This window comes from Planomonospora alba, assembly GCF_039534085.1.
In the GTDB taxonomy this organism is placed as follows: domain Bacteria; phylum Actinomycetota; class Actinomycetes; order Streptosporangiales; family Streptosporangiaceae; genus Planomonospora_B; species Planomonospora_B alba.
Map to the genome: position 1 here is coordinate 164,647 of NZ_BAAAUT010000003.1, position 23,289 is coordinate 187,935.

General features: G+C 74.1%; 16 protein-coding genes. 7 read left to right on the plus strand and 9 right to left on the minus strand.

The window, feature by feature from the left end:
* Positions 1 to 67 precede the first annotated feature (67 nt).
* A complete protein-coding gene (locus ABD823_RS02850) occupies positions 68 to 847 on the plus strand; it encodes an HAD family hydrolase (RefSeq protein WP_344855558.1) in 780 nt (259 codons plus the stop codon).
* Positions 848 to 904: 57 nt separating this feature from the next.
* Here the strand turns inward: ABD823_RS02850 and ABD823_RS02855 are convergent, their stop codons facing one another.
* Positions 905 to 2,296, minus strand: a complete 1,392-nt coding sequence (locus ABD823_RS02855) for an MATE family efflux transporter (RefSeq protein ID WP_344855559.1) — start codon at positions 2,294 to 2,296, stop codon at positions 905 to 907.
* A 110-nt stretch (positions 2,297 to 2,406) separates the two neighbouring features.
* A complete protein-coding gene (locus ABD823_RS02860; protein ID WP_344855561.1) occupies positions 2,407 to 3,954 on the minus strand; it encodes a penicillin-binding transpeptidase domain-containing protein in 1,548 nt (515 codons plus the stop codon).
* 107 nt (positions 3,955 to 4,061) lie between these two features.
* On the opposite strand from ABD823_RS02860, the gene ABD823_RS02865 reads away from it, so the two are divergent.
* From ABD823_RS02865 to ABD823_RS02875, 3 genes are all read left to right on the plus strand, one after another.
* A complete protein-coding gene (locus ABD823_RS02865; protein WP_344855562.1) occupies positions 4,062 to 4,982 on the plus strand; it encodes a LysR family transcriptional regulator in 921 nt (306 codons plus the stop codon).
* Between the two features lie 82 nt (positions 4,983 to 5,064).
* On the plus strand, positions 5,065 to 5,916 hold the full coding sequence (locus ABD823_RS02870; RefSeq protein WP_344855564.1) for a serine hydrolase: 852 nt from the start codon (positions 5,065 to 5,067) through the stop codon (positions 5,914 to 5,916).
* A 191-nt stretch (positions 5,917 to 6,107) separates the two neighbouring features.
* Positions 6,108 to 8,054, plus strand: coding sequence for an acetoacetate--CoA ligase (locus ABD823_RS02875; RefSeq protein ID WP_344855566.1), 1,947 nt, complete (start codon positions 6,108 to 6,110; stop codon positions 8,052 to 8,054).
* A 178-nt stretch (positions 8,055 to 8,232) separates the two neighbouring features.
* On the opposite strand, the gene ABD823_RS02880 is transcribed toward ABD823_RS02875, so the two are convergent.
* The 5 genes from ABD823_RS02880 to ABD823_RS02900 form a co-directional block, all read right to left on the minus strand.
* A complete protein-coding gene (locus tag ABD823_RS02880; RefSeq protein ID WP_344855569.1) occupies positions 8,233 to 8,874 on the minus strand; it encodes a GNAT family N-acetyltransferase in 642 nt (213 codons plus the stop codon).
* A gap of 230 nt (positions 8,875 to 9,104) precedes the next feature.
* Positions 9,105 to 10,361: an NAD(P)-binding domain-containing protein gene (locus ABD823_RS02885; RefSeq protein WP_344855571.1), complete on the minus strand. Its 1,257-nt coding sequence runs from the start codon at positions 10,359 to 10,361 to the stop codon at positions 9,105 to 9,107.
* A gap of 521 nt (positions 10,362 to 10,882) precedes the next feature.
* Complete coding sequence (locus ABD823_RS02890; protein WP_344855573.1) at positions 10,883 to 12,154, minus strand: glycosyltransferase; 1,272 nt, start codon at positions 12,152 to 12,154, stop codon at positions 10,883 to 10,885.
* The gene (locus ABD823_RS02895; protein ID WP_344855575.1) at positions 12,151 to 13,365 is read right to left on the minus strand and encodes a glycosyltransferase; all 1,215 of its coding nucleotides are present in this window, start codon (positions 13,363 to 13,365) and stop codon (positions 12,151 to 12,153) included. Before ABD823_RS02895 ends, ABD823_RS02890 begins: the two co-directional genes overlap by 4 nt.
* The gene (locus tag ABD823_RS02900; protein ID WP_344855577.1) at positions 13,362 to 14,078 is read right to left on the minus strand and encodes a polysaccharide deacetylase family protein; all 717 of its coding nucleotides are present in this window, start codon (positions 14,076 to 14,078) and stop codon (positions 13,362 to 13,364) included. Before ABD823_RS02900 ends, ABD823_RS02895 begins: the two co-directional genes overlap by 4 nt.
* Before the next feature lie 706 nt (positions 14,079 to 14,784).
* On the opposite strand from ABD823_RS02900, the gene ABD823_RS02905 reads away from it, so the two are divergent.
* Positions 14,785 to 19,668 (plus strand): NAD-glutamate dehydrogenase, encoded by a 4,884-nt coding sequence (locus ABD823_RS02905; RefSeq protein ID WP_344855579.1) that lies wholly within the window; start codon positions 14,785 to 14,787, stop codon positions 19,666 to 19,668.
* Positions 19,669 to 19,760: 92 nt separating this feature from the next.
* Here the strand turns inward: ABD823_RS02905 and ABD823_RS02910 are convergent, their stop codons facing one another.
* Positions 19,761 to 20,819 carry a DUF8094 domain-containing protein gene (locus tag ABD823_RS02910; protein WP_344855582.1) on the minus strand — a complete coding sequence of 353 codons (1,059 nt, stop codon included), beginning with the start codon at positions 20,817 to 20,819 and terminating at the stop codon, positions 19,761 to 19,763.
* 110 nt (positions 20,820 to 20,929) lie between these two features.
* Between ABD823_RS02910 and prfB the strand changes: the two genes are divergently transcribed.
* On the plus strand, positions 20,930 to 22,054 hold the full coding sequence (gene prfB / locus ABD823_RS02915; protein ID WP_344855585.1) for a peptide chain release factor 2: 1,125 nt from the start codon (positions 20,930 to 20,932) through the stop codon (positions 22,052 to 22,054).
* Between the two features lie 9 nt (positions 22,055 to 22,063).
* Here the strand turns inward: prfB and ABD823_RS02920 are convergent, their stop codons facing one another.
* Entirely contained in the window at positions 22,064 to 22,255 is a 192-nt protein-coding gene (locus ABD823_RS02920; protein ID WP_344855587.1) for a hypothetical protein, read from the minus strand.
* 312 nt (positions 22,256 to 22,567) lie between these two features.
* On the opposite strand from ABD823_RS02920, the gene ftsE reads away from it, so the two are divergent.
* Complete coding sequence (ftsE, locus tag ABD823_RS02925; protein ID WP_344855588.1) at positions 22,568 to 23,257, plus strand: cell division ATP-binding protein FtsE; 690 nt, start codon at positions 22,568 to 22,570, stop codon at positions 23,255 to 23,257.
* Positions 23,258 to 23,289 lie beyond the last annotated feature (32 nt).

Here is a 23,289-nt window from a genome sequence, read left to right on the forward strand (position 1 = left end):
GCCCGGTCCCGTCCGGCGGCCCGGTCCCGCGCGGGCCTTCCCGCCCGGCGGAGCGGACGTTTCGGGCATGGGAGGCGGACAGGGCGCGGCGCCGGCCGTACCCTGGCATCCCCTCTCATCTCCGGAGGTCACGATCAACCGCCTCGTTCTCTGGAACGTCGATCTGACCCTGGTCGACGTGGCCATCGTCACCCGCGACGCCTACGCGGACGCCTTCCGCCAGGTCACCGGCCGGCCGCTGGTGAAGCTCACCCAGCACAACGGCCGCCCGGACTCCGAGATCGTCTTCGAGACCCTGGCCATCAACGGGGTCGCCGCCACCGACGAGGACCTGCCGCGCTTCCTGGACGCGCTGGCCGCCTCCTTCGCCGCCCGCCGCAAGCGGCTGGCCGAGGAGGGCAGGGCGCTGCCCGGCGCGAAGGACGCGCTCAAGGCGGTGTCCCGGCTCGGCGGCACGGTGCAGTCGGTGCTCACCGGCACCATCCGGAGCAACGCGGTGCACAAGCTGGCCGCCTTCGGCCTGGACGAGTACGTCGATGTGGAGGTCGGCGGCTACGGCGAGGAGGTCTACCCCAAGGCCACCCTGCTCCAGGTCGCGCAGGGCAGGGCGGCGCGCAAGCACGGCGCGGCCTTCGACGGGCGCAACACCGTGCTGATCGGCGACTCGGCCCGGGACGTGCAGGCGGCGAAGATCGCCGGGGCCGCGATGATCGCCGTCGCCACCGGCCGGACCCTCGCGAGCGAGCTGCGCGAGGAGGGCGCGGACGTGGTCCTGCCCGACCTGTCCGATCCGGCCCGGCTCGTCGAGGCCGTGACCCGCCTCACCTCGCCCGCCCGGACCGGCTGAGCCGGCCCGGGCGCCCGGGCCGGCTCAGCCGGTCTGCGAGGGCCAGGCGGAGCCGCTTCACCCCACGGCCAGGGGCGTCCGCGCGCTGTGCCGGACGAAGCCGGTGAGCTGCAGTGCGAAGATGAGCACGGCGCCGACGGCCATCGCCGTCCACAGGCCGGTCAGTCCCCAGGCGGCCGTCGCGGGGAGCGCCGCCAGGGCGAGCAGGCCGTAGCCGGCCACGGCCGCGAGCAGGCCCCAGGACGGGCGCTTGAGCCCGACCAGGCAGGCGCTCATCACGATCCCGCAGCCGTTGGCCACGGCGTAGACGACCATCGGCGGGAGCAGGTCGGCGACCAGCGAGGCCACCTCCGCGTCCGTGGTGAACAGCCCGGTCACGGCGCTCCCGGAGCAGAGCAGCACGAGCGCGCCGCAGGCCGCCCCGGCTCCCGCCAGCGACAGGGCGGCGCGGCCGACCCGGCGGACCTCGGCGGAGGACCCGGCGGGGCAGGAGCCGGGAGACGCGGCCCGGGTGATCTCCGGCGCCGTCGCCTGGCCGACGGAGAAGGCGGCCAGCGCCAGGAGCTCGGCCAGCGACCGGAGGACCGCATGGGCCGCCGCGCCCTGTGCGCCCGTGCGCGCGGCGACGTAGGTCGCGCCCCCCAGGACGGCGAACTTGACGATCAGAGCGGTGGACATCGGGACGCCCACCCGCGCCATGCGTGCGATCTCGCGGGGACGGGGACGTACCGGCCACAGCGACCATGCCGGGGACCGCCACCGGGACGGCCGCGCCGCCGGCCCGGCCAGTCCGGGCACCCGCAGCAGGCAGATGTTGGACACCGTCACGGACACGGCCGTGGAGGCCACCAGCGCGAGGCCGATGCCGTCGACGCCCAAGCCGGGCGTGAGCAGGAGGATCAGACCGACCTGGACGGCCGTGCCCGACAGGCTCGACCAGAGCACCTGGCGGCTGCGGCCCAGCGCGACCAGCACCGTGTTGGCGCCGCCGCCCGCGGCGAACAGCAGCACCTCCAGCGCGAGCAACGGCGGCAGGGCACCGAGCCCGTCGACCACCTCGCCGGGCGCACCCGCGGCCCGTGCGAGCGGCGGGACGCAGAGCACGACACCCGCACCCGCGGTCCCGAACGCCAGGGACAGCCAGCGCGCGTCCCGCAGGACCGGCAGGGCACGGGCCGGGTCGTCGCGGTGGGGCGCCACGAACGGAGCCAGGCCGCGCAGCCCGGCGGCGACGGCGGCGGTGACAGGGGAGAGCACGGCACTCGCGAGGGCGAAGGCGGCCAACGCGGCGGTCTCCCGCCGCCCGAGGGCGACGGTGCCGACCAACTGCGCGACGACTGACACGGACATGGACAGCAGGAGCGGGACGGCGGCGCCGAGGATCGCGCGGTGGGGTGTGCGCGCGGGAACGGGGGAGGCGGGGCCGGGGGGAACGGAGGGAGAGGTCATGAAAAGCAGAATCCCGGGAGGGGTGGCCGCCCGGGATGCATGATCATTATATCAGTGGTCGACGCGGTCCGATACCGATCAGCCATCCGCGCCGGACGGCGCGGCTGCGGTCAGGACTCCGCCAGAGCGGTCAGGAACCGGGCGGCGATGGGGGCGGCCGTCTCCGAGCCCGAGCCGCCGCCCTCCACGATCACCGAGAAGGCCAGGTCGCCCCGGTAGCCGATGAACCAGGCGTGCGAGGGCGGCTCGGCGCCGGAGCCGTACTCGGCGGTGCCGGTCTTGCCCGCCGTACCGGGCGGGAAGGACACCGCGCTGGCGGTGCCCTCCACCACGACCGCGGGCATCAGCGTGCGCAGGGCCCGCACCACCTCGGGTTCGAGCGTGCGCGGCTCGGCGGGGGGAAGCAGCCCGGCGTCCACCAGCCGGGGCGGGCGCCAGGAGCCGTCGGCGACGGCCGCGGCGACGGCGGCCATGTTCAGCGGGCTGGCCAGCACGCGGCCCTGGCCGATCGAGGCCGAGGCGAGGTCGGTGTCGTCCTTCGGGGCGGGGAACCGCGCCCGTACGGCGGGCACGCCCGGCTGGACCGGGGCGCCGAAGCCGAAGCCCGCGGCGACCTCGGCCAGCCGCTCCCCGCCGAGCCGCTCGACGCTCAGCCGCCCGAACGTGGTGTTGCACGAGTGGGCGAACGCCTCGCGCAGCGAGGGCGTGCCGTAGTCCTTGAATCCGGCGTTGTGGAACGGGAAGCCGCCGATGTTCTGCTCGGCCGGGCAGGCGGTGCGCTCCTCTGCGGTCATGCCGCCGGCCACCAGTGCCGAGGCGGTGACGACCTTGAACGTCGAGCCCGGCGGGTAGTGGCCGAGCAGGGCCCGGTTGAACCCGCCCGGCTTGTTGGCCGCCGCCAGGATCTCCCCGGTGGAGGGGCGGATCGCCACCAGCGAGGCGGGCTTGCCGGTGGCGGCGAGCGCGTCGGCGGCGGCGCGGTGGACCCGCAGGTCGATCGTGGTCCGCAGCTCCCGGCCGGGCCTGGCCTCGGCGGTGGCGAGGGTGGCGACCTTCGTCCTGCCCCGGACCAGGTCCACCCGGGCGGAGGAGGAGCCGGTGAGGCGGTCGCGGTAGGTCTCGCTGAGCCCCTCGACGAGCTGCTGCACCGAGCCCGGGGCGGAGGCGGTGTCGATGCGGGTGCCGTCGGCGGCCAGGACCGGGGCCCGCTCGGCCTCGACCGTCACGGCCTTGATCCGCAGGCCGGGCCCGAGCCGGGGGTGGACGGCGGCCGGGCTCCATCTCACCCGCCACGCCCGTCCGTGCTCGACCAGCGCCAGCGAGCCGTCGTAGGTCCAGTCCACCGCGCCCGTCAGCCGGGCGCGGAAGCGCACGGTCGCGCCGTCGGCGGTGTCATCGGCGGTGCCGGTGGCCTCGAAGCGGGCTCCCGTCAGCCTCAGGTCGGTGTGGAACCGCCGGTACCAGCGGTCGAAGTCGGCGGGCGCGCCGACGGTGAGCGCCCGCATCGCCGGGTGGTCCCGCCGCTCCCAGGCGGCGAGGAAGTCCCGGGCCGTCTGCCCGGGCGAGCCCTGGGTGCGCAGGGCCCACACGGCTCCGGCGGCCGTGACGGCCGCGACGAGTACGGCGGCCGCGGCGATGACGCGGTTTCCCGGCCTCATGGGCGTTCCTCCTCTCCTCGTCGGCAGAGGAGACCAGAGGAACCATTCGTGTGTCCAATACTGATATATGTCGCGAAGTAATAATGAAAGAGATATCATCCCTGCTCATGGACCTGGTGAAGCACCTGTACTACTTCACCGTCGTCGCGGAGGAACTGCACTTCGGCAACGCCGCCGTCCGGCTCGGCATGGCGCAGCCGCCGCTCAGCCAGCGCATCCGCCGACTGGAGGAGGAACTGGGCGTGCGGCTGTTCGACAGGTCCAGCCGCCAGGTGCGGCTGACCCCGGCCGGGCAGGCGCTCCTGCCCGAGGCCCGGGAGATCGTCGCCCGGGTCGAGCGGCTGCGCGCCCTCGCGGAGCGGGGCGAGGGCCAGGTCCTGCGGGTCGGGGTCCCCCCGGACCTGGGCTCGTCGGTGATCGCCGCACTGATCGACGGGTTCCGGGAGGCGGACCGCGGGGTACGGCTCGCGCCCGCCGAGATGTGGAGCACCGACCAGGTGGCCGGACTCGCCGCCGGCACCCTCGACGTGGGCGTGGTCCGGCATCCGGTCACCGCCCCCGGCCTGAGCTTCGGCCCGGTGCTCGTCCAGCGCCCGGGGGTGGTGCTGGCCGAGTCGGACCCGCTCGCGGCCGTGTCGTCGGTGCACCTGGCCGACCTGGCCGGGCGCCGGCTCGTGCTCTTCCCCGGGGAGCCGGGCCTGCGGGAGGAGACGCTCACCGAGTGCCGCCGCCACGGGTTCGTCCCGGAGGAGGTGCACGAGGCGCAGACCCTCGGCCTGGTGATGGCCGGTACGGCCATCGCCTTCGGGCCGCGCGTGGAACTGCCCGGGCTGCGCTGGCGCCCGCTCCTGGGCGACCCCCTGAACTGGCGGATCTCCACCGCCTGGCGGGGGGAGGCGGGGCCGGCGGCCGGGGTCTTCGCTGCGGTGGCCGTACGGGTGCTGAAGGAGGAAGCCGGGATGACGGACGACGGCGCGGCGCCGGTGCGGCGGGTGCGGACCCGCCCGGCCACGGGGTTCCTGGCATGACCGGCGCGGTGGCCCGGGGGACGGGCCGGGCACGGAGGACACCCGGGACGCCCGGGAGGTCGCAGGCACGGAGGATGCGGGCGTGACGGACTTCGACGGGCTGTTCCGCGCGGCGGGCGTCACCGGGTTCCTGCACGCCGTGGACCTGGACACCGGGGCGGAGGTCGGGCACGGCGCGGACGAGCCCGTGGTCCTGGCCTCGGTGTTCAAGCTGGCGCTGCTGGTGGAGTTCTTCCGGCAGGTGGACCGGGGGGAGCTGGACGCGGCCGAGCGGGTCACGGTCATGGCGGACCGCCACACCCCCGGGCCCACCGGGGTGTCGGCGATGGCCGACGACGTGACGATCTCCCTGCGCGACCTGGCCTACCTGATGATCGCGGTGAGTGACAACACCGCCGCCGACGCCCTGATCGGCCGGGTCGGACTGGCGGCGGTCAACACCATGCTCGCCTCCTTCGGCCTGACCCGGACGTGGGTGGAGCACGACTGCGCCGGGCTGCTGGCGAGCATCGTGGAGGACACCGGGCAGGAGGACATGTCGACCGAGCCCGCGGTGGTCGCCCGCCTGCGGGTCCTCGACCCGGCCCGCACCAACCGGAGCACCCCCCGCGAGACGACGCGGCTGCTCGGCATGATCTGGCGGGACGAGGCGGCCTCGCCGGAGTCCTGCGCGTGGATGCGCCGCCTGCTGGGCCTGCAGGTCTGGCCGCACCGGCTGGCCTCGGGCTTCCCCTACGACGACGTGGCGGTCAGCGGCAAGACCGGCACGCTGCCGACGCTCCGCAACGAGGCCGGCGTGGTGGAGTACCCCGACGGGGGGCGCTACGCGGTGGCGGTCTTCACCCGCTCGTACGGCACCGCGCAGAACCAGCCGCGGGCCGACGCGGTGATCGGCACCGCGGCGCGGATCGCCGTGGAGCGGCTGCGCTCCTGATCCCGGGCGCGCCCGGAGGCAGGAGCCGGCGCGCCGCGCGGCCCGACTCCGGAACGCCCCCCGGCCCGCGCACCGCCGGGTCCGCCCCGGGGGCGGAGACCCGCGTCACGTGGCCGGCCCACATGCCGGACGGCGCCGGTGTGTGGGGACCGGGGATGACATCCGGGCGGAGCACCGCGAGGATGGGGGGCATGGTTGAGGAAGGTGCGCTGCTCTGGGAACCCACCCCGGACATCACGAAGGACGCCAAGGTCACCCGTTACATGGAGTGGCTCGGCAGGCCGATCGACTACCAAGGGCTCTGGCAGTGGTCGGTGGACAGCCCGGAGGAGTTCTGGACCTCCGTCTGGGACTACTTCGACGTGGTGGGGGAGCGTGGTGACGGGCCCGTCATATCAGGGACGATGCCCGGCGCCGAATGGTTCACAGGGGCGACGCTGAACTACGCGGAGAACGCCCTGCGCCGCGCCGCCGCCGAGCCCGGCCGGCTCGCGGTGGTCTTCCGCGACGAGGCGGGCGCGCGGCGCACCCTCACGCTGGGTGAGCTGGCCGCCGAGGTCGCGCGGGTGCGCACCGGCCTGGCCGCGCTGGGGGTCGGCCGGGGCGACCGGGTCGCCGCCTACGCCCCGAACACGCCGGAGACGCTCGTCGCCTTCCTCGCCACCGCCTCCCTGGGGGCGATCTGGTCCTCCTGCTCGCCGGACTTCGGCGCTCCCAGCGTGATCGACCGCTTCACCCAGATCGAGCCGAAGGTGCTCCTGGCGGTGGACGGCTACGACTACAGCGGCAGGCGCTTCGACCGCTCCGGGGTCGTGGCCGACATCGCCGCCAAGCTCCCCACCCTCGCCGCGCGGGTCCGCCTGCCCTCCCCCGCAGGGGCCGCGGCGGAGCCGGGCGGGGGCGGCGGAGCCGGGCCGCGGGTGCTGGACTGGGCGGAGCTGCGCGCGGACGACGGGCCGCTGGCCTTCGAGCGGGTCGGCTTCGGCCACCCCCTGTGGATCCTGTACTCCTCCGGCACCACCGGGCTGCCCAAGCCGATCGTGCACGGCCACGGCGGCGTGGTGCTGGAGCATCTCAAGGCGCTCTCCTTCCACCAGGACCTCGGCCCGGACGACCTGTTCTTCTGGTACACCACGACCGGCTGGATGATGTGGAACTACCTCATCGGCGGCCTGCTGGTCGGCTCGGCGGTGCTGCTCTACGACGGCTCGGCCGCCCATCCGGCCACCGACGCCCTGTGGCGGGTGGCCGCGGAGGAGGGCGTCACCTACTTCGGCACCGGCGCGCCGTACATCATCGCCTCGATGAAGGCGGGGGTGGAGCCGGCCGGGCTGGAGCGGCTGCGCGGCCTCGGCTCGACCGGCTCGCCGCTCCCGCCGGAGGGCTTCGCCTGGGTGCACGAGAAGCTCCCGCGGGTCCAGCTCGGCTCGTTCTCCGGCGGCACCGACGTGTGCACCGGCTTCGTCGGCGCGGTGCCGCTGCTGCCGGTCCGCGCGGGCGTCATCCCCTGCCGCTGCCTGGGCGCGAAGGTGGAGTCGTTCGACCCGTCCGGCGAGCCGGTCGTCGGCGAGGTGGGCGAGCTGGTGCTGACCGTGCCGCTGCCGTCCATGCCGGTCATGTTCTGGAACGACCCCGACGGCTCGCGGTACCGGGAGAGCTACTTCGCCGACTACCCCGGCGTCTGGCGGCACGGCGACTGGATCAAGATCCTGCCCGACGGCGGCTGCGTGATCTACGGCCGCTCCGACTCGACCCTGAACCGGGGCGGCGTGCGGATGGGCACCAGCGAGTTCTACCGGGTGGTCGAGCGGTTCGAGGAGATCGCCGACAGCCTGGTGATCGACACCGGCCAGCTCGGCCAGGAGGGGCGGCTGCTGCTCTACGTCACCATGGCCGAGGGCGCACAGCTCACCGGCGACCTGGTGGCGCGCCTGCGCGCGGCGCTGCGCACCGAGCTGTCCCCGCGGCACGTCCCCGACGAGATCACCCAGGTGCCCGGCATCCCGCGCACGCTGAGCGGCAAGAAGCTGGAGGTCCCGGTCCGCAAGATCCTCCTCGGCACCCCGGTGGAGAAGGCCGCCAACCCAGACGCCATGGCCAACCCCGAGGTCCTGGCCCACTTCACCCCGGAGTCCTGAGACGGGCGCGGATCACTGAAGCGCAGGTCACCGACCTGTGCTTCAGTGATCCGCTGAGGCGCGGGCGGCCGGGAGACCGGGCCACGTCTCCGGCCGTGAGCAGGGTCCGCACCGTCCGTCCCCGGGCAGGGGGTCGGTCCGCCCGCGCCGTACGGCATGCGCCCGCCCCGGTGACCGCTCACGCCGCCGGGTCCACCCCGAAGAGGGGCAGGCAGGGGCCGAGGCCGTGGATCCCGAAACCCGGCGGAGTGGTCCAGTCCTCGCGGAACAGGCGGAAGCGCCGTGACTCGGCGGCCTCGCCCCGGCGGCTGAGGACCTCGAAGCCGTCGTCGCGGTAGCCGAGCCTGCGGGAGACCGCGAGCGAGGCGTGGTTGTCGGCGAACGCGCCGGAGGTCGCGTAGCGGGCGCCCAGGCCGTCGAAGGCCAGGTGGAGCACGGCGGTGCGCATCTCGGTGCCGATGCCCCTCCCCTGGAAGCGCCGGCCCAGCCAGGAGCCCGTCGAGACCTCCCGGGTGACAGCGAAGCCGGCACCCGCGATCTCCTGGGTCCCCACGACCCGCCCGTCCGAGACGACGACGAAGGAGCAGCCCCACCTCTCCGGCGACCAGGCCGACCACTGGCGGAACTGCCACTGGATCGTGCCGCGGGCGCGCTCGGCGGGCTCGGCGTCGGTCCAGGGGACGGCGAACGGCATGAGCTCCGGGTCGTGCACTCCCTCGGCGGCCAGGTCGGCGAGGGCGTCGAGGTCGTCGGGCGAGGGCAGGCGCAGTTCGAGCCGGGGCGTGGTCACCCGGAGCCGGAGGATCGGGAAGTGCCGCATACCGCTCGATCCTGCCGACCGGTCCGTGCCCGGTCCATCGGATTTCACCGCTGTACGGCTGGGGCCGTCCGGAGCGCGTGCCCCGGTCCCCGGGCGGCCTGACGCCCGGGCCCGCCGTCCGGGGGTCAGGCCCGCCGGCGGACCCGGCCGCGACCCGCCGCGGGAGCGGGGAGGACCGGATCCCGGGGGAAGGTCCTCCCCATCCCCTGCGGCGCCCCCCGCGCGGGCGGTCAGCCGATGTACTCCCGCTGCCTGGCCGCCTGGGCGGCGACGCCGGAGAGCATCGAGCGCGCCCGCACGGCGGCGACCAGGCCGCGCGTCACCCGGCGGGCGGCGAACCGCGCGCCGTACACGGACCGCATGGCCGGGCCGAACGTGTCGGCCGCCGCCAGGCCCACGGCGAACAGGCCGCTCACCGAGGTCTCGAAGTCCTTCGTCAGCAGGGGCGAGGTCCCGGTGCGCCGGATGGCGTAGCGCAGGTTCCCGTCGAGGACGTCCATCCGCTCGACGTCCACCAGGTAGCCGGTGGCGGCGATCACGTGCTCGGTGTGGAGGGTCCGCACGCGCCCGTTCTCGTTGCGGAGGCTCAGGACCACCTCGTCGCCGCAGACCGCGCCGGCCAGCGTCTGGCCCAGGACCACCGGGACGTTCCCGTCGAACCGCCGGCGCAGCCACCACGCCCCGGCCGGTCCCAGGGCCGTGCGGACGAGGCGGTGGCGGGTGGCCGCCGGGAGGCGGCGGACGGCGCCCGGAAGCTCCGACCAGACCCACGAGCTCCAGCCGGTGCCCAGGCCGGAGACGGGGGAGAGCAGCCGCCGGAGCACGGAGGCGTCCGTCTCGGGCTCGTCGTTCCAGAGCAGGGTGTTGACCCGGGTCACCACCCGCGGCCGGGCCCCGGCCTCCAGCAGCAGGGCCGCGGTCTCCAGGGCGGACTGCCCGGCGCCCACCACGGTGACGTCGCGGCCGGCGAACGCCGACAGGTCGTGGTGCTCGGAGCTGTGCGTGCACGCCTCGGCGGGCAGGCCGGAGAGCACGGCGGGCCGGTGGGCGAACGGCAGGAAGCCCAGCGCCAGCACGACCGCGCGGGCCATGACCGTCTGCCCCGTCGACAGGTCGACGGCGAACAGCCGTCCCTGGGCGCGGACCTCGGTCACGGAGGAGGGATCGAGGGCGTCCCCGACGGTGCGGGCCCGGAACCACTTGCCGTAGTCGGCGTACGTCTCCGCGGGGACGGGCACGCCGTAGGCGCAGGGCAGGCCGCGCGGGCGGCAGTAGGCGTCGAGCCCGTAGCTCCGGTCCGGGTCGGCGAGGTCGGAGGCGGCCGGCTCCGACGCGAGCAGCGTCCCCCGGGGCATGTTCCGCTCCCACGTCTCCATGGGACGGCCGTAGACGCGCACGTCCAGCCCGGCTGCGACGGCGTGGGCTCCGACGGAGAGCCCGTAGGGGCCCGCTCCGACGACGGCGACGTCGATCACCGGCGTGCGCATATCTTCTCCTTGTTCACTTGAATCCCCCGTAAAGGAACCGAACCGCGGTTGGCCCCTTGTTTCCAAAATGCTGCGAAAATTCTAACGCGGTCCCGTGGAAAGGCCTCGGACGCGCCGCCGGAGGTGTTTAAAGCCTCGTTTCGGGGTCCGTCTCGCCATCGCCACGGAAGGGGAGGCTCCGTCGCCGGAGCATCGGGCGGTCCCGGCCCGGGCCCCGGTGGGGAGCCGGTCCGGCCGGTGCGGCGGCGCAGCTCCGGGCCGCGCGGCAGGCACGCGAGGGGCCGTGCCCCGCCCGCTCGGTCGTGCTCATGAATGCGCCCGCCATAATGCTTCCGTCGAACTGGGCCATCGATATGGCCGCTCACTATATAAGCTCTCCGGGGATACCGGTTAATCGTCGGCGGCGTTTCTCTGATATGCATCGATGTCGGCCTTCACCCGCCGAGCCGGACATTTCCCCGCAGGGAGCGAGGCCGCCGCCCGGGTCCGGCGTGCGCACCCGGCACCGTGCGGCCCGGCGCCTACCGCCGGGCGGCGCCGCCCGCGGAGGCACCGCGGCGCCCGCCGTCCCGCCCGTCCCCGTCCGCGTCCCACCGGGAGACGGAGACGCCGTCGGCGAGCCTCCCGGCGGCCGGTGCCGCGTCCCCGTGCCCGCCGCGGATGACGCGCGAGGTCAGCGCGGCCAGCCGGTCCAGCACCGGCCGGAGGCCGAAGTCCGCCGCCCGGGCGAGCGCCGCCTGCCCCTCCTGGTGGGCGAGGGCCGGGTGGCGGAGCCGGAGGGCGACCGCCCCGGCCAGGGCGCCGGCGTCCCCGGGCGGCACGAGGGCGCCGGTCCGGGGGGTGACGAGCCCGGCGAGCCCGGGGACGGCGGCGGCGACCAGCGCCCGGCCGCTCGCCAGCGCCTCCAGCGCGACCGGCGCGACCGGTGACGGCCCTTCCCCGCGGGCGGGCAGGACCACCACGTCGGCCGCCGCGTACCAGGGGCGGACGTCGTCGACGGCTCCGGTGAGGACGACCTCCGGCGCGGCCGCGGCGCGCAGGGCGGGCAGGAGGTCGCCGTCGCCGACGACCGCCAGGCGGGCCCCCGGGCAGACCCGGGTGACCCGCTCCCAGGCGCCGACCAGCAGGTCCTGCCCCCCGTCGCGGGTCACCCGGCCGGGGCACACCGCCAGCGGGGCGTGCTCGGGGACGCCGAGCAGCCGCCGGGCGGCCCTCCTGGCCCCGGCGTCGGCGGGGCGGAACCGGTCGAGGTCCACCCCGCCGCGGACGGTGACGAGGTTGCCCCGCAGGCGGTGGTGGCGGGCGAGCGCCGCCTCGCCCTCGCCCACGCACACCAGCAGGTCCGCCCAGCGCGCGGCGGTCCGCTCCCAGAGCAGGGCCGCCCGTTCCGCCACCGGTCCGCGGGTCGTCCACGACCAGCCGTGCGGCTGGAACAGCGTGGGGATCCGGCCGCGGAGAACCGCCCGGCCCACCAGCCCGGCCCTGGAGGAGTGCAGGTGGACGGCGTGCGGGGCGAACAGGTCGATCAGGCGCCGCAGCCGCCGGGCCTCGCCCGGGGTCCCGGCCCCGGGCGCGGCGGCCGTGTCCCAGCGCAGCCACGGCACCCCGAGCGCGGCCAGCTCCCCGGGCAGGTACCCGTGCCCGGGGCAGGCGACGGCCACGTTCCAGCCGCGCCGGGCCTGGTCGGCGGCGAGGGCGGCCACGTACGCCGCGACGCCGCCGTCTGCGGGGCGGCTGACGTGGAGCACGGAGGGCGCCAGGCCCGCAGGCCATGCCTGTGGTCGGACGGTCATGCCTGCGCCCTCCTCAGGGTCGTCTCGGGCTCGGCGGGGCGCACCGGGGCGGGCGGCGTGCCCGGCCGTGCCCGCCTCTGCGTCGCCGGAGGTGCTTCCCGCGGGGCGGACGCGGCGAGGGCGGCGGGGGAGACCTCCTGCAGGAGGCGCTCGTACAGCGTCGCCGTCAGCGCCGCGTGCCGCCGGACGTCGTAGTGGGCGACGGCGGGGGGAGTCGGGAGCCGGAGCGGACCGGCGGCGGCCAGCGCGCCCAGCTCGGCGCGGAGGCGGCCGGCGTCCGAGGGCACGCGCCGGGCGCCGGGGGCGGCGAGCGACGGCAGCTCCTCCAGGGCGGGACAGCAGGAGTAGAGGACGGGCAGCCCCGCCGCAAGCCCCTCGACGACGGCCGTTCCGAACGCCTCCTCCTCCGAGGGGGCGGCGAGCACGTCGAAGGCCGACAGCAGCGCGGGCACGTCCGCGGACTCCCCGGCGAACACCACCCGCCGCTTGATCCCCAGTGCCTGGGCGCGCTCGGCGAGCGCCCAGCGGGCGCTCCCCTCGCCGGCCAGCACCAGGACGGACCCGTCGAGACCCGCCACGGCCTCCAGCAGGACGTCGAAGCGCTTGCCGGGCTCCAGCCGCCCCACCCCGCCCACGACGTGGGCGTCCCGCGGGATGCCCAGCCGGTCCCGCGCCTCGTGCCGCAGGCGCTGGTCGTAGCGGAAGAAGCGGGCGTCGATCCCGGGGGGGATCACCTCGATCCGGGAGCGCGGCACCCCCCAGCGGGCGAGCCGGTCGGCCACGGTCATCGAGACCGCGACGGTCACGTCGCCCAGCGCCTCGGCTGCCCGGTACAGGCCGCGGACCCCGGCGCCCGCGCGGCGTCCCCCGATCCGGTCCTCGCCGGCCGAGTGCTCGGTCGAGACGACCGCGGGGACGTCGGCCAGGCGTGCCGCGATCCGCCCGTACACGCAGGCGGGATAGCGGTGGGTGTGCACCACGTCGTAGCGCCCGGCCCGCATCAGGCGGGCCAGCCGGCGCACGGCGCGCGGACCCCGCCCGCCCACCCGGTGCACGGGCACGCCGGCGGCGACGGCCTCGCCGGAGGCGTCCGGGGCCGCGGCGGTGAGCACGGCGATCTCGCACTCGGCGTCCAGGTGCGGCAGCAGGGACCGCAGCCGCCGCCCGCCCCCTCCGGCGGACGGATCGGTGATGACGTGCAGGACCCTCATGCGCGCCCCCACCGCAGGTCGTGCAGGAGGCGTCTGGCGCGCAGCCGGAGGGGCCCGTCGGAGTCCCCGACGGGGGTCCGCGCGAGCGCGTGCCGCCCGCTGCTCTCCGAGCGCCAGATGGCGCAGGCGTAGGAGTATCCGGCCGAGCGGACCGAGTCCGCCTCGCGCAGGCCCACGTGGCCGTACGGGTAGGAGAAGCCGGCGATCTCGCGGTCCAGCACCTCCTCCAGGACCACCCGGCTCTCCTTGAGCTCCATCTCCAGCTCGGCGTCGGCGGCGCCGACCAGGGAGGTGTGGCGGACCGAGTGCGAACCGACCTCCATGCCCGCGCCGGCCACCCGGCGCAGGTCCGCCGCCGTCATCAGCCGCTTGCGCGGGCAGTCCCGGGCCCACGCGTTGTCGCCGCCCAGCATCCCGGCGACCGCGAACACGGTGGCGGTGAAGCCGTACCGGAGCAGGACGGGCACGGCCTCGGTCGCGAAGTCGGCGTACCCGTCGTCGAAGGTCAGCCCGACCATCCGGTGGGCCTGGCCGGACGCCTCGGCGACCAGCAGCTCCCGTACCGAGACCCCGCGCAGCCCGCGCCGCTTCAGCCAGGCCATCTGGGCGGCGAAGCGCCGGGGGGAGACCGTGATGCGGTGCGGGTCGCTGTCGTACCGCGACACGGAGTGGTACATCAGGATGTACGGCATGGCCGCCGGTCGCCCGGTCACGTCCGCCTCGTTCCTGGCATGAAGCCGATCATTGTGGTGATCTCCTTGGGTCCGCTGGGTGCTGCCGCGGCGGTGCGGGGGCGCCACCGGCCGGGCGCCCGTCCCCGGCGGCCGGGGGCGGGCCGGACGCCGGCTCCGCGACCGGTCCGGGCAGCGCCGGGATTCCTCCCGGGCCGGAGGTCCCTTTGACACCGTGAATTCCGCGCCGATCTCCGGAAAGGGCGTGCCCGCCTTTCTTGAATGTGGTTCCGGAATGGATTCGGATCGTCTCGGGAATGCGAAAACCCCGGTGTCCGCGAGCTTCTCGATGCTACTGAGGTACGGGGTGCCGATCCCGCATCTGACCACGCGTTTGCCGGTCGGCTGTGGCAAGTTTTCGATGACCCGTTTTTTACGCGGGCATATCGGATCGCGCCGGGGGCAGTGGTCCCTGCGGCGGCCGCCCGCTTCTCCGGGCCGGTCCCGGCGCCCGGCGCCGCCCGTTCAGGACGGGCGGCGCCGGGCCCGGTGACCGGCCGTCACGTTGACGTTTCGCGACTTTTCAGGTGGTATCGGGAACGGTGGCGGGGCCCCGGTCAACGGAGATCGGTGCGAGCGTCCGCCACCGCGTCCGGGGACCGAGCATCATCTCCCCTGTACGGGTACCACGGACGCCGGCGCGGGTCCGACCAGAACAACGAGCACCTCACAAAGGAGTGAGAGCGACATGCCGCTCGAAGAGGCCAAAGACGAGCTGCTGAGGAGTGCCGCGGCCAGCTGCGCGCACACACCCGGCGGCGACTGCGGCAGCGCCGAGGAGGCGCTCGCCTTCCTGCGGCTCTACTACCGGCACGTCGCGCCGGAGGACCTGCTGGACCGCGACCCGGTCAACGTGTACGGCCCCGCGACCGCCCACCGGCAGCTCGCCGAGCGGCGCCCGGCGGGCCGGGCCCTGGTGCGGGCCTACACGCCGAACCTGGAGGAGCACGGCTGGGACCCCGGCCGCTCGGTCGTCGAGGTGGTCACCGACGACATGTCCTTCCTGGTCGACTCGGTGACGATGGAGCTCAACCGGCACGACATCGGCACCCACCTGATCATCCACCCGCAGATGCGGGTGCGCCGGGACGTGACCGGCAGGCTGCTCGACGGGGACGAGGACGCCGCCGGGCAGACGCTCGTCGAGTCCTGGATGCACTTCGAGATCGACCGGCAGGCCGACCCCGCGGTGCTCCGGCGGCTCGAGACCGACCTGCAGCGGGTCCTGTCGGACGTGCGCTACGCGGTCGAGGACTTCCCCAAGATGCGGGCGCTGGCCGTGCGGACCGCCGAGGACGTCTGCGTCGCCCCGCCGCCGATCGAGCCCGCCGCGGCCGAGGACGACACGGAGCTGCTGCGCTGGCTCGCCGACGGGCACTTCACCTTCCTCGGCTACCGCGAGTACCGCCTGGAGCGCGGCGAGCAGGGCGACGAGCTGCGCGCGGTGCCCGGGACCGGGCTGGGCATCCTCCGGCACGACACGGCCGGCTCGGGCAGCTTCGCCGCGCTCCCGCCCGAGCTGCGCGCCAAGGCCCGCGAGAAACAGCAGATGCTGATCGTCACCAAGGCCAACACCCGCGCCACCGTGCACCGCCCCGCCTACCTGGACTACGTGGGCGTCAAGCTCTTCGACGCCGCCGGGGAGGTCGTCGGCGAACGCCGGTTCCTCGGCCTGTTCACCCACGCGGCCTACAGCGAGTCGATCACCCGCATCCCGGTGCTCCGCCGCAAGCTCGCCGAGATCCTCGGCCGGGCCGGCCTGCCGGCCGAGAGCCACGACGGCAAGGACCTCATCGAGATCCTGGAGACCTACCCCCGCGACGAGCTGTTCCAGACCTCGGTGGACCAGCTGCTCCCGATCGCGCTCGGCGTGCTGCGGCTCCGCGAGCGCAAGCAGGTCAAGGTCTTCCTCCGGCCGGACGACTACGGCCGCTACGTCTCCTGCCTCATCTACCTGCCGCGCGACCGCTACACCACCAAGATCCGCATCCGGATGCAGGAGATCCTCCTCAAGGCGCTCGGCGGCTCCTCCCTCGACTACAGCGCGATGATCGGCGAGTCGGCGCTGGCCCGCCTGCACGTGGTCGTCCGCGGCGAGCGGGGCAGGCGGATGGGGACCGACGCGGTCGACATGGGCGAGCTGGAGGCCGTGCTGGCCGCCGCCACCCGCTCGTGGGAGGACGAGCTCGCCGCGGCGATCACGGAGCTGAGCCCGACGCAGGACGCCCCCCGGCTCGTGCGCCGCTACGGCGCCGCCTTCCCCGAGGGCTACAAGGCGGACTTCCCGGCCCGCATGGCGGTGGCGGACATCCGCCGCCTGGAGGCCCTGGCGGAGGCCGCGGCCCGGGAGCCGGACGCGATCGAGATGAACCTCTACGAGCCCTACGACGCGCCGGAGGGCGAGCGCCGCTTCAAGCTGTACCGGATCGGCGAGCCGATCTCCCTGTCGCTGGTGCTCCCGCTGCTGCAGCGGATGGGCGTCGAGGTGGTCGACGAGCGCCCCTACGAGATCGACCTCGACAACGACCCGGCGACGAAGGACGCCTGGATCTACGACTTCGGCCTGCGCTACACCCCCTCGCCCGAGGTGGACAGGGACGCCTTCAAGCAGCTCTTCCAGGACGCGTTCGACGCGCTGTGGCGGGGCCGGGTGGAGAGCGACGGCTTCAACGCGCTCGTCCTGGCCGCCGGGCTGAACTGGGAGCAGGCCGAGATCCTGCGGGTCTACGCCAAGTACCTGCGCCAGGCCGGGACCGCCTTCAGCCAGGACTACATCGAGCGCGCGCTGCTGGGCAACGTACGGCTGGCGCGGCTGCTGGTGCGCCTGTTCGAGGCCAGGCTCGACCCCTCCCGCCCGGAGGAGGTCCGCGGCGACCTGGCCGACGCGCTGCACGAGGAGATCCTCGGCGCGCTGGACGACGTGGCCTCGCTGGACGAGGACCGCATCCTGCGGGCCTACCTGGAGATGATCCAGGCCACGCTCCGGACCAACTACTTCCAGCGGGCGGGCGGGGAGCGCAAGCCGTACATCGCGCTGAAGCTCGACTCGCCGTCGATCAGCGTGCTGCCGCCGCCCCGGCCGAAGATCGAGGTCTTCGTCTACTCGCCGCGGGTCGAGGGCGTGCACCTGCGCTTCGGGAAGGTCGCTCGCGGCGGCCTGCGCTGGTCGGACCGGATGGAGGACTTCCGTACCGAGGTCCTCGGCCTGGTCAAGGCGCAGATGGTGAAGAACACCGTCATCGTCCCCACCGGCTCCAAGGGCGGCTTCGTGGTGAAGAACCCCCCGAAGTCCGGCCGGCGGGAGGACGTGCTGGCCGAGGGCGTCGCCTGCTACCGGATGTTCATCTCCGGTCTGCTCGACCTCACCGACAACCTCGTCGACGGCAAGGTGGTCCCGCCCGCCGACACGGTCCGGCACGACGGCGACGACACCTACCTGGTGGTGGCCGCCGACAAGGGCACCGCGACCTTCTCCGACATCGCCAACGAGGTCGCCAAGGAGTACGGCTTCTGGCTGGGCGACGCCTTCGCCTCCGGCGGCTCGGTCGGCTACGACCACAAGGGCATGGGCATCACCGCCCGGGGCGCCTGGGAGTCGGTCAAATACCACTTCCGCACCCTCGGCACGGACGTGCAGACCACCGACTTCACCGTCGTCGGCATCGGCGACATGTCGGGCGACGTGTTCGGCAACGGCATGCTGCTGTCCCAGCACATCCGCCTGGTCGCGGCCTTCGACCACCGGCACGTCTTCGTCGACCCCCACCCCGACGCCGCGCGCGGCTACGCCGAGCGCACCCGGCTGTTCGCGCTGCCGCGCAGCTCCTGGGCCGACTACGCGCCCGAGCTGATCTCCGCGGGCGGCGGCGTCTGGCCGCGCACGGCCAAGTCGATCCCGATCTCGCCGCAGGCGCGCGCCGCGCTCGGCATCCCCGACGGGGTCTCCTCCATGACCCCGAACGAGCTGATCAGCGCCATCCTGAAGGCGCCGGTGGACCTGCTGTGGAACGGCGGCATCGGCACCTACGTCAAGGCGTCGTCGGAGTCGCACGCCGACGTCGGCGACAAGGCCAACGACGGCGTGCGGGTCGACGCCCGCGACCTGCGCTGCAAGGTGGTCGGCGAGGGCGGCAACCTCGGCCTGACCCAGCTCGCCCGGATCGAGTACGCGCTGGGCGGCGGGCTGGTCAACACCGACTTCATCGACAACTCCGCGGGCGTGGACACCTCCGACCACGAGGTGAACATCAAGATCCTGCTGGACCGGGCGGTCCGCGACGGCGAGCTCACCGACAAGCAGCGCAACCAGCTCTTCCTCGACATGACCGACGAGGTCGCCCAGCTGGTCCTGCGGGACAACTACGACCAGAACGTGGTGCTGGCCGCCGCCCGCGCGCAGGCGCCCGAGATGCTGCACATCCACGGCCGCTACCTGCGCAGGCTGGAGCGGGCCGGGCTGGTCGACCGGGGGCTGGAGTTCCTGCCGTCGGACAAGGTGCTCGCCGAGCGGCGCCAGGCCGGGCTCGGCCTGACCGCGCCGGAGTTCTCGGTGCTGCTGGCCTACACCAAGCTGGTGGCGGACGCGGAGGTCCTCGCCTCCGACCTGCCCGACGACCCCTATCTGGCGTCCTGGCTGGTGTCCTACTTCCCGTCGGCGCTGCGGACGCGCTTCCGCTCCTTCATGGACGACCACCCGCTCCGCCGGGAGATCATCACCACCTGCGTGGTGAACGACCTGGTCAACTCCAGCGGCACCACCTTCCTGTTCCGGGTCGGCGAGGAGAGCGGGGCCTCCACCGTGGACATCGCCCGGGCCTACCTCGTCACCCGGGAGGTCTTCGACCTGCCGAGCTTCTGGCGGGCCATCGAGGAGCTCGACAACAAGGTCGACGTCGCCACGCAGATCGCCATGGAGCTGGAGGCCCGCAAGCTGTGCGAGCGCGGCACCCGCTGGCTGCTCGGCAACCGCCGCCCGCCGCTGGACCTGGCCTCCACGGTGGAATTCTTCGCCGGGGGCATGAACGGCCTGCTGCCGCACCTGCCCAAGCTGCTGACCGGCTCCGACCTGGCGGCCTTCGAGGACCGCAGGGACTCCTTCGTCGCCCGCGGCGTCCCCGACGACCTCGCCGAGCGGGTCGCCGCGATGGTCCCGGCCTACTCGACCTTCGACCTGGTCGAGATCGCCGCGAGCACCGGCCGCCCGGTCGACGAGGCGGCCGAGGTCTACTTCGACCTGGCCGACCGGCTCCGCCTGGCCGGGCTGCGCGAGCGCATCATCGCGCTGCCCCGCGACGACCGGTGGAACTCCATGGCCCGGGCCGCGCTCCGCGACGACCTGTACGCCGCGCACGCCGCGCTGACCCGCAGCGTGCTGACGGACAGCGAGCCGGGGCTCGCGCCGGAGGAGCGGCTCGCGCACTGGAGCGAGGTGAACGCGGCGGCGGTCGCCCGGGCCCGGCAGACGCTCTCGGAGATCTGGGAGAGCGACGACTTCGACCTCGCCACGCTCTCGGTGCCGCTGCGCGCCGCCCGCACGCTGGTGGGCTCCACGGCCCTGCCGCACGCGGGCTGAGCCCTCGCCGGGCCCCGCGGGGCCGCTCCGGGCGGCCCGCCCGGAGCGGCGCGGCGGCGGGCCGGGCACCCTCCCGGCCCGCCGCCGCGCCGTCAGGACACGTTCACCTTGGTGATGCCGCCGCGGTAGCCGATGACCCGGGCGAGCCCGCCGCTGTTCTTCGCCGGGACCACGCTCACGTACTGCTGCGTCTCCACGGTGCGCAGCTCCTCGCGGGCGTAGGGCTCCGACGTCAGCCCCCGCGCCTGGCGCGGGATCTCGATGTACGGCGCGCAGGGGTCGACCTTGACCGTCCGGGTCGTCGTGCGGATCAGCGAGTACATCACCAGGGCCCCGCCGTCGGCGGTGCGCAGCGCGTGGACCGGGTAGCCGGCCGCGGCGAAGATCGAGTCGTAGCCGAGGCAGTCGTCCCTCTTCTCCGCCGTGCGCGCGGCGGCGATCTCGGCCGCGTGCGCGGTGGTGTGCGGGCCCTCGGCGATCAGGCCGGCGGCGAACCCCGCGGTGCCCTCCTCGGCCGTCGTGGCGTGCAGCGGCGCCATCAGCCGGGGGCTGATCTGGACGGTCGTGTCGTCCTCGGCCAGGGCGGTGGCGTAGCCCTCGTCGTCCAGGGCGACCTCCGGGAGCGGGTCGTCCAGCAGGGACAGGGAGCTGACCTGCCAGTCGCCGGCGCCCTGCCGCACCACCGTCAGCACGACGGGGCGGGCCTGCCCCGAGGAGTCCGTGCGGTCCACGAGCGCGGCGAACCACAGGGCCCCCCGCTGCACCCGGGGGACCAGCAGCCTGGGCTCGCCCCAGGTGTGGCGGGGGAGCTCCGCGCCCTCGGCCTCCGCGCTGTCGTAGGCGGCCTGGACCAGGGCCAGATGCCCGTCCCTGGCCTGCTTGAGCAGGTGGTTGCGGTCGGCGAGGACCTGCGGGTCGGCCGAGCCGAGGACCTCGTCGACGGCGAGGATCTCCTTCAGCGCCCGGCCCGCCTCCTCCAGCGTGACCTGCGGGCGGGCGGAGGACGCCGGAGCCGGGGAGGCGCCCCGCGTCGAGGCGGTCGGGCCGGGGGCCGCGTCGCCGGACGTGGAGCAGGCCGCCGACGCCGCCACCAGGGCCGCCGTCAGGGGCAGGGCGAGCGCGAGCAGTCGTCGTCGCCCCTGTGCCCGCACGTTCGCCTCCTGATGCTCCCCGCCGCGGCGCCCATGCTATGGCCTGCCCGCCGCGGCGGCGGCCCGTGCCGTACACAACGGGGTGCGGCGGTCGCGTACCCTTTACAGACGTGGCAGTCATCGATCCGGCAGAAGAGATCAACGAGCTTACCGGCACGCTGCGGAGCATCCAGGACGTGCTGGACCTCGACGCGATGCGCAAGCAGATCGAGGAGCTGGAGGAGCAGGCCGCCGCGCCCGACCTGTGGAACGACCAGGAGCGCGCCCAGAAGGTCACCAGCAAGCTGTCCTACCTGCAGGGCGAGGTCAACCGGATCGAGGCCCTCGGGCAGCGGCTGGAGGACGTGGCGGTGCTCTACGAGCTCGCCGACGCCGAGGACGACCCCGACACCCGCGAGGAGGCCGGCCGCGAGCTGGAGGCCCTGCGCGGCGACATCGGCGCGCTGGAGGTCCGCACCCTGCTCTCGGGCGAGTACGACGCGCGTGAGGCGGTCGTCACCATCAACTCGCAGGCCGGTGGGGTGGACGCCGCCGACTGGGCCCAGATGCTCCTGCGGATGTACCTCCGTTGGGCCGAGCGCAAGGGCTACCCGACGGAGGTCTACGAGACCTCCTACGCCGAGGAGGCCGGGATCAAGTCCGCGACCTTCACGGTCAAGGCGCCCTACGCCTACGGCACGCTCCGCGGCGAGCACGGCACCCACCGGCTGGTCCGGATCAGCCCGTTCGACAACCAGGGGCGCCGGCAGACCTCCTTCGCGGGCGTGGACGTGGTCCCGGTCGTCGAGACGACCGACCACATCGACATCAACGAGGACGACCTGCGGGTCGACGTCTACCGCTCCTCGGGCCCGGGCGGCCAGGGCGTCAACACCACCGACTCCGCGGTCCGCATCACCCACCTGCCCACCGGCATCGTGGTCTCCTGCCAGAACGAGCGCTCCCAGCTGCAGAACAAGGCGACCGCGATGGCCGTCCTGCAGTCCAAGCTGCTGGAGCGCAAGCGGCAGGAGGAGGAGGCGGCGCTGAGCGAGATCCGCGGCGAGGCGACCACCTCGTGGGGCACCCAGATCCGCAACTACGTGCTGCACCCGTACCAGATCGTCAAGGACCTGCGGACGGGCACCGAGGCGGGCAACCCGGGCGCGGTGCTGGACGGCGACATCGACGCCTTCATCGAGGCGGAGATCCGCTGGCTGCGCCGCCAGGAGGCCGACGCGGCGGCGAAGGCGTAGGCGCCGGGGTCAGCGGCCCGACAGGTGGTTCAGCACCAGGGTCAGGAAGAACAGCACGATCAGCACCAGTGAGACCATCGCCGGTGTCAGTCCGCCCATTCCCGTCTGGTGCATGCGGTCGCGGTTGGCCCGGCACAGCGGGCAGCGCCCCTCCGCCACGGGGTGGGCGCACCGCGCGCAGACCAGGTCGTCACAGCTCATGATCGCCTCCAGGGTGGAGACCCCGGCCGCCGGGGCCGGGGAGAGGGCGCGGAACGGCCGGTCATGGTGGTCTCCTTGACAGGTCCTCCCCGTGGGGTCGCACCCACTTTATGCGGTCGTTACCGCGCGTCGAATCGTTTTGTTTCCGTTATGGACCTTCCATGCCGGTCTTCCCCCTAGACTGGGCTCCGGCCAACCGGAACGTCGATCTGGGTAAAGATCGGCGCCCTCCGGCCGGCGAGAGGCGGAAAGTGGACCTCTGCCACTACCGCGACCGTCCTAACCCCTAGACTGGCATGCCGTGATGCGCCCGTGATCCATTTTGATAATGTCACCAAGGTCTACGCGAACCAGAACCGCCCCGCGTTGGACCACGTCAGCGTGGACGTCGACAAGGGTGAGTTCGTGTTCCTCGTCGGCCCTTCGGGGTCCGGGAAGTCGACCTTCCTCCGGCTGATCCTCAAGGAGGAGCGCCCCGACTCGGGGGCGATCCACGTCGCAGGCACAGACCTGGCCCGGCTGTCCAACTTCAAGGTCCCGCACCTGCGCCGCCGGATCGGCTGCGTGTTCCAGGACTTCCGCCTGCTGCCCAACAAGAACGTCTACGAGAACGTCGCGTTCGCGCTGGAGGTCATCGGGAAGCCCCGCCGGTTCATCCGCAAGGTCGTGCCCGAGGTCGTCGAGCTCGTCGGCCTGGAGGGCAAGGCCCACCGGATGCCCGACGAGCTGTCCGGCGGTGAGCAGCAGCGTGTCGCGATGGCCCGCGCGTTCGTCAACCGCCCGATGATCCTCCTGGCCGACGAGCCGACCGGGAACATCGACCCGGCGACGAGCATCGGCATCATGAAGGTCCTCGACCGGATCAACCGGACGGGCACCACGGTCGTCATGGCCACGCACGACGCGGCCATCGTCGACTCCATGCGCAAGCGCGTGGTGGAACTGGAGGACGGCAAGATCGTCCGTGACCAGTCGCGTGGCGTGTACGGCCAGGCGTACTGAGATCCAGGACCCCTCAGAAGCGACAGCGACAG

Excerpts from the sequence above, each read along its gene's own strand:
- ABD823_RS02905 (WP_344855579.1), top strand. The coding sequence starts at position 14,785 with ATGCCGCTCGAAGAGGCCAAAGACGAGCTGCTGAGGAGTGCCGCGGCC.
- ABD823_RS02875 (WP_344855566.1), top strand. The coding sequence starts at position 6,108 with ATGGTTGAGGAAGGTGCGCTGCTCTGGGAACCCACCCCGGACATCACG.
- ABD823_RS02890 (WP_344855573.1), bottom strand. The coding sequence starts at position 12,154 with ATGACCGTCCGACCACAGGCATGGCCTGCGGGCCTGGCGCCCTCCGTG.
- ABD823_RS02850 (WP_344855558.1), top strand. The coding sequence starts at position 68 with ATGGGAGGCGGACAGGGCGCGGCGCCGGCCGTACCCTGGCATCCCCTC.
- ABD823_RS02880 (WP_344855569.1), bottom strand. The coding sequence starts at position 8,874 with ATGCGGCACTTCCCGATCCTCCGGCTCCGGGTGACCACGCCCCGGCTC.
- ABD823_RS02885 (WP_344855571.1), bottom strand. The coding sequence starts at position 10,361 with ATGCGCACGCCGGTGATCGACGTCGCCGTCGTCGGAGCGGGCCCCTAC.
- ABD823_RS02920 (WP_344855587.1), bottom strand. The coding sequence starts at position 22,255 with ATGAGCTGTGACGACCTGGTCTGCGCGCGGTGCGCCCACCCCGTGGCG.
- ABD823_RS02855 (WP_344855559.1), bottom strand. The coding sequence starts at position 2,296 with ATGACCTCTCCCTCCGTTCCCCCCGGCCCCGCCTCCCCCGTTCCCGCG.
- ABD823_RS02865 (WP_344855562.1), top strand. The coding sequence starts at position 4,062 with ATGGACCTGGTGAAGCACCTGTACTACTTCACCGTCGTCGCGGAGGAA.
- ABD823_RS02895 (WP_344855575.1), bottom strand. The coding sequence starts at position 13,365 with ATGAGGGTCCTGCACGTCATCACCGATCCGTCCGCCGGAGGGGGCGGG.
- ABD823_RS02860 (WP_344855561.1), bottom strand. The coding sequence starts at position 3,954 with ATGAGGCCGGGAAACCGCGTCATCGCCGCGGCCGCCGTACTCGTCGCG.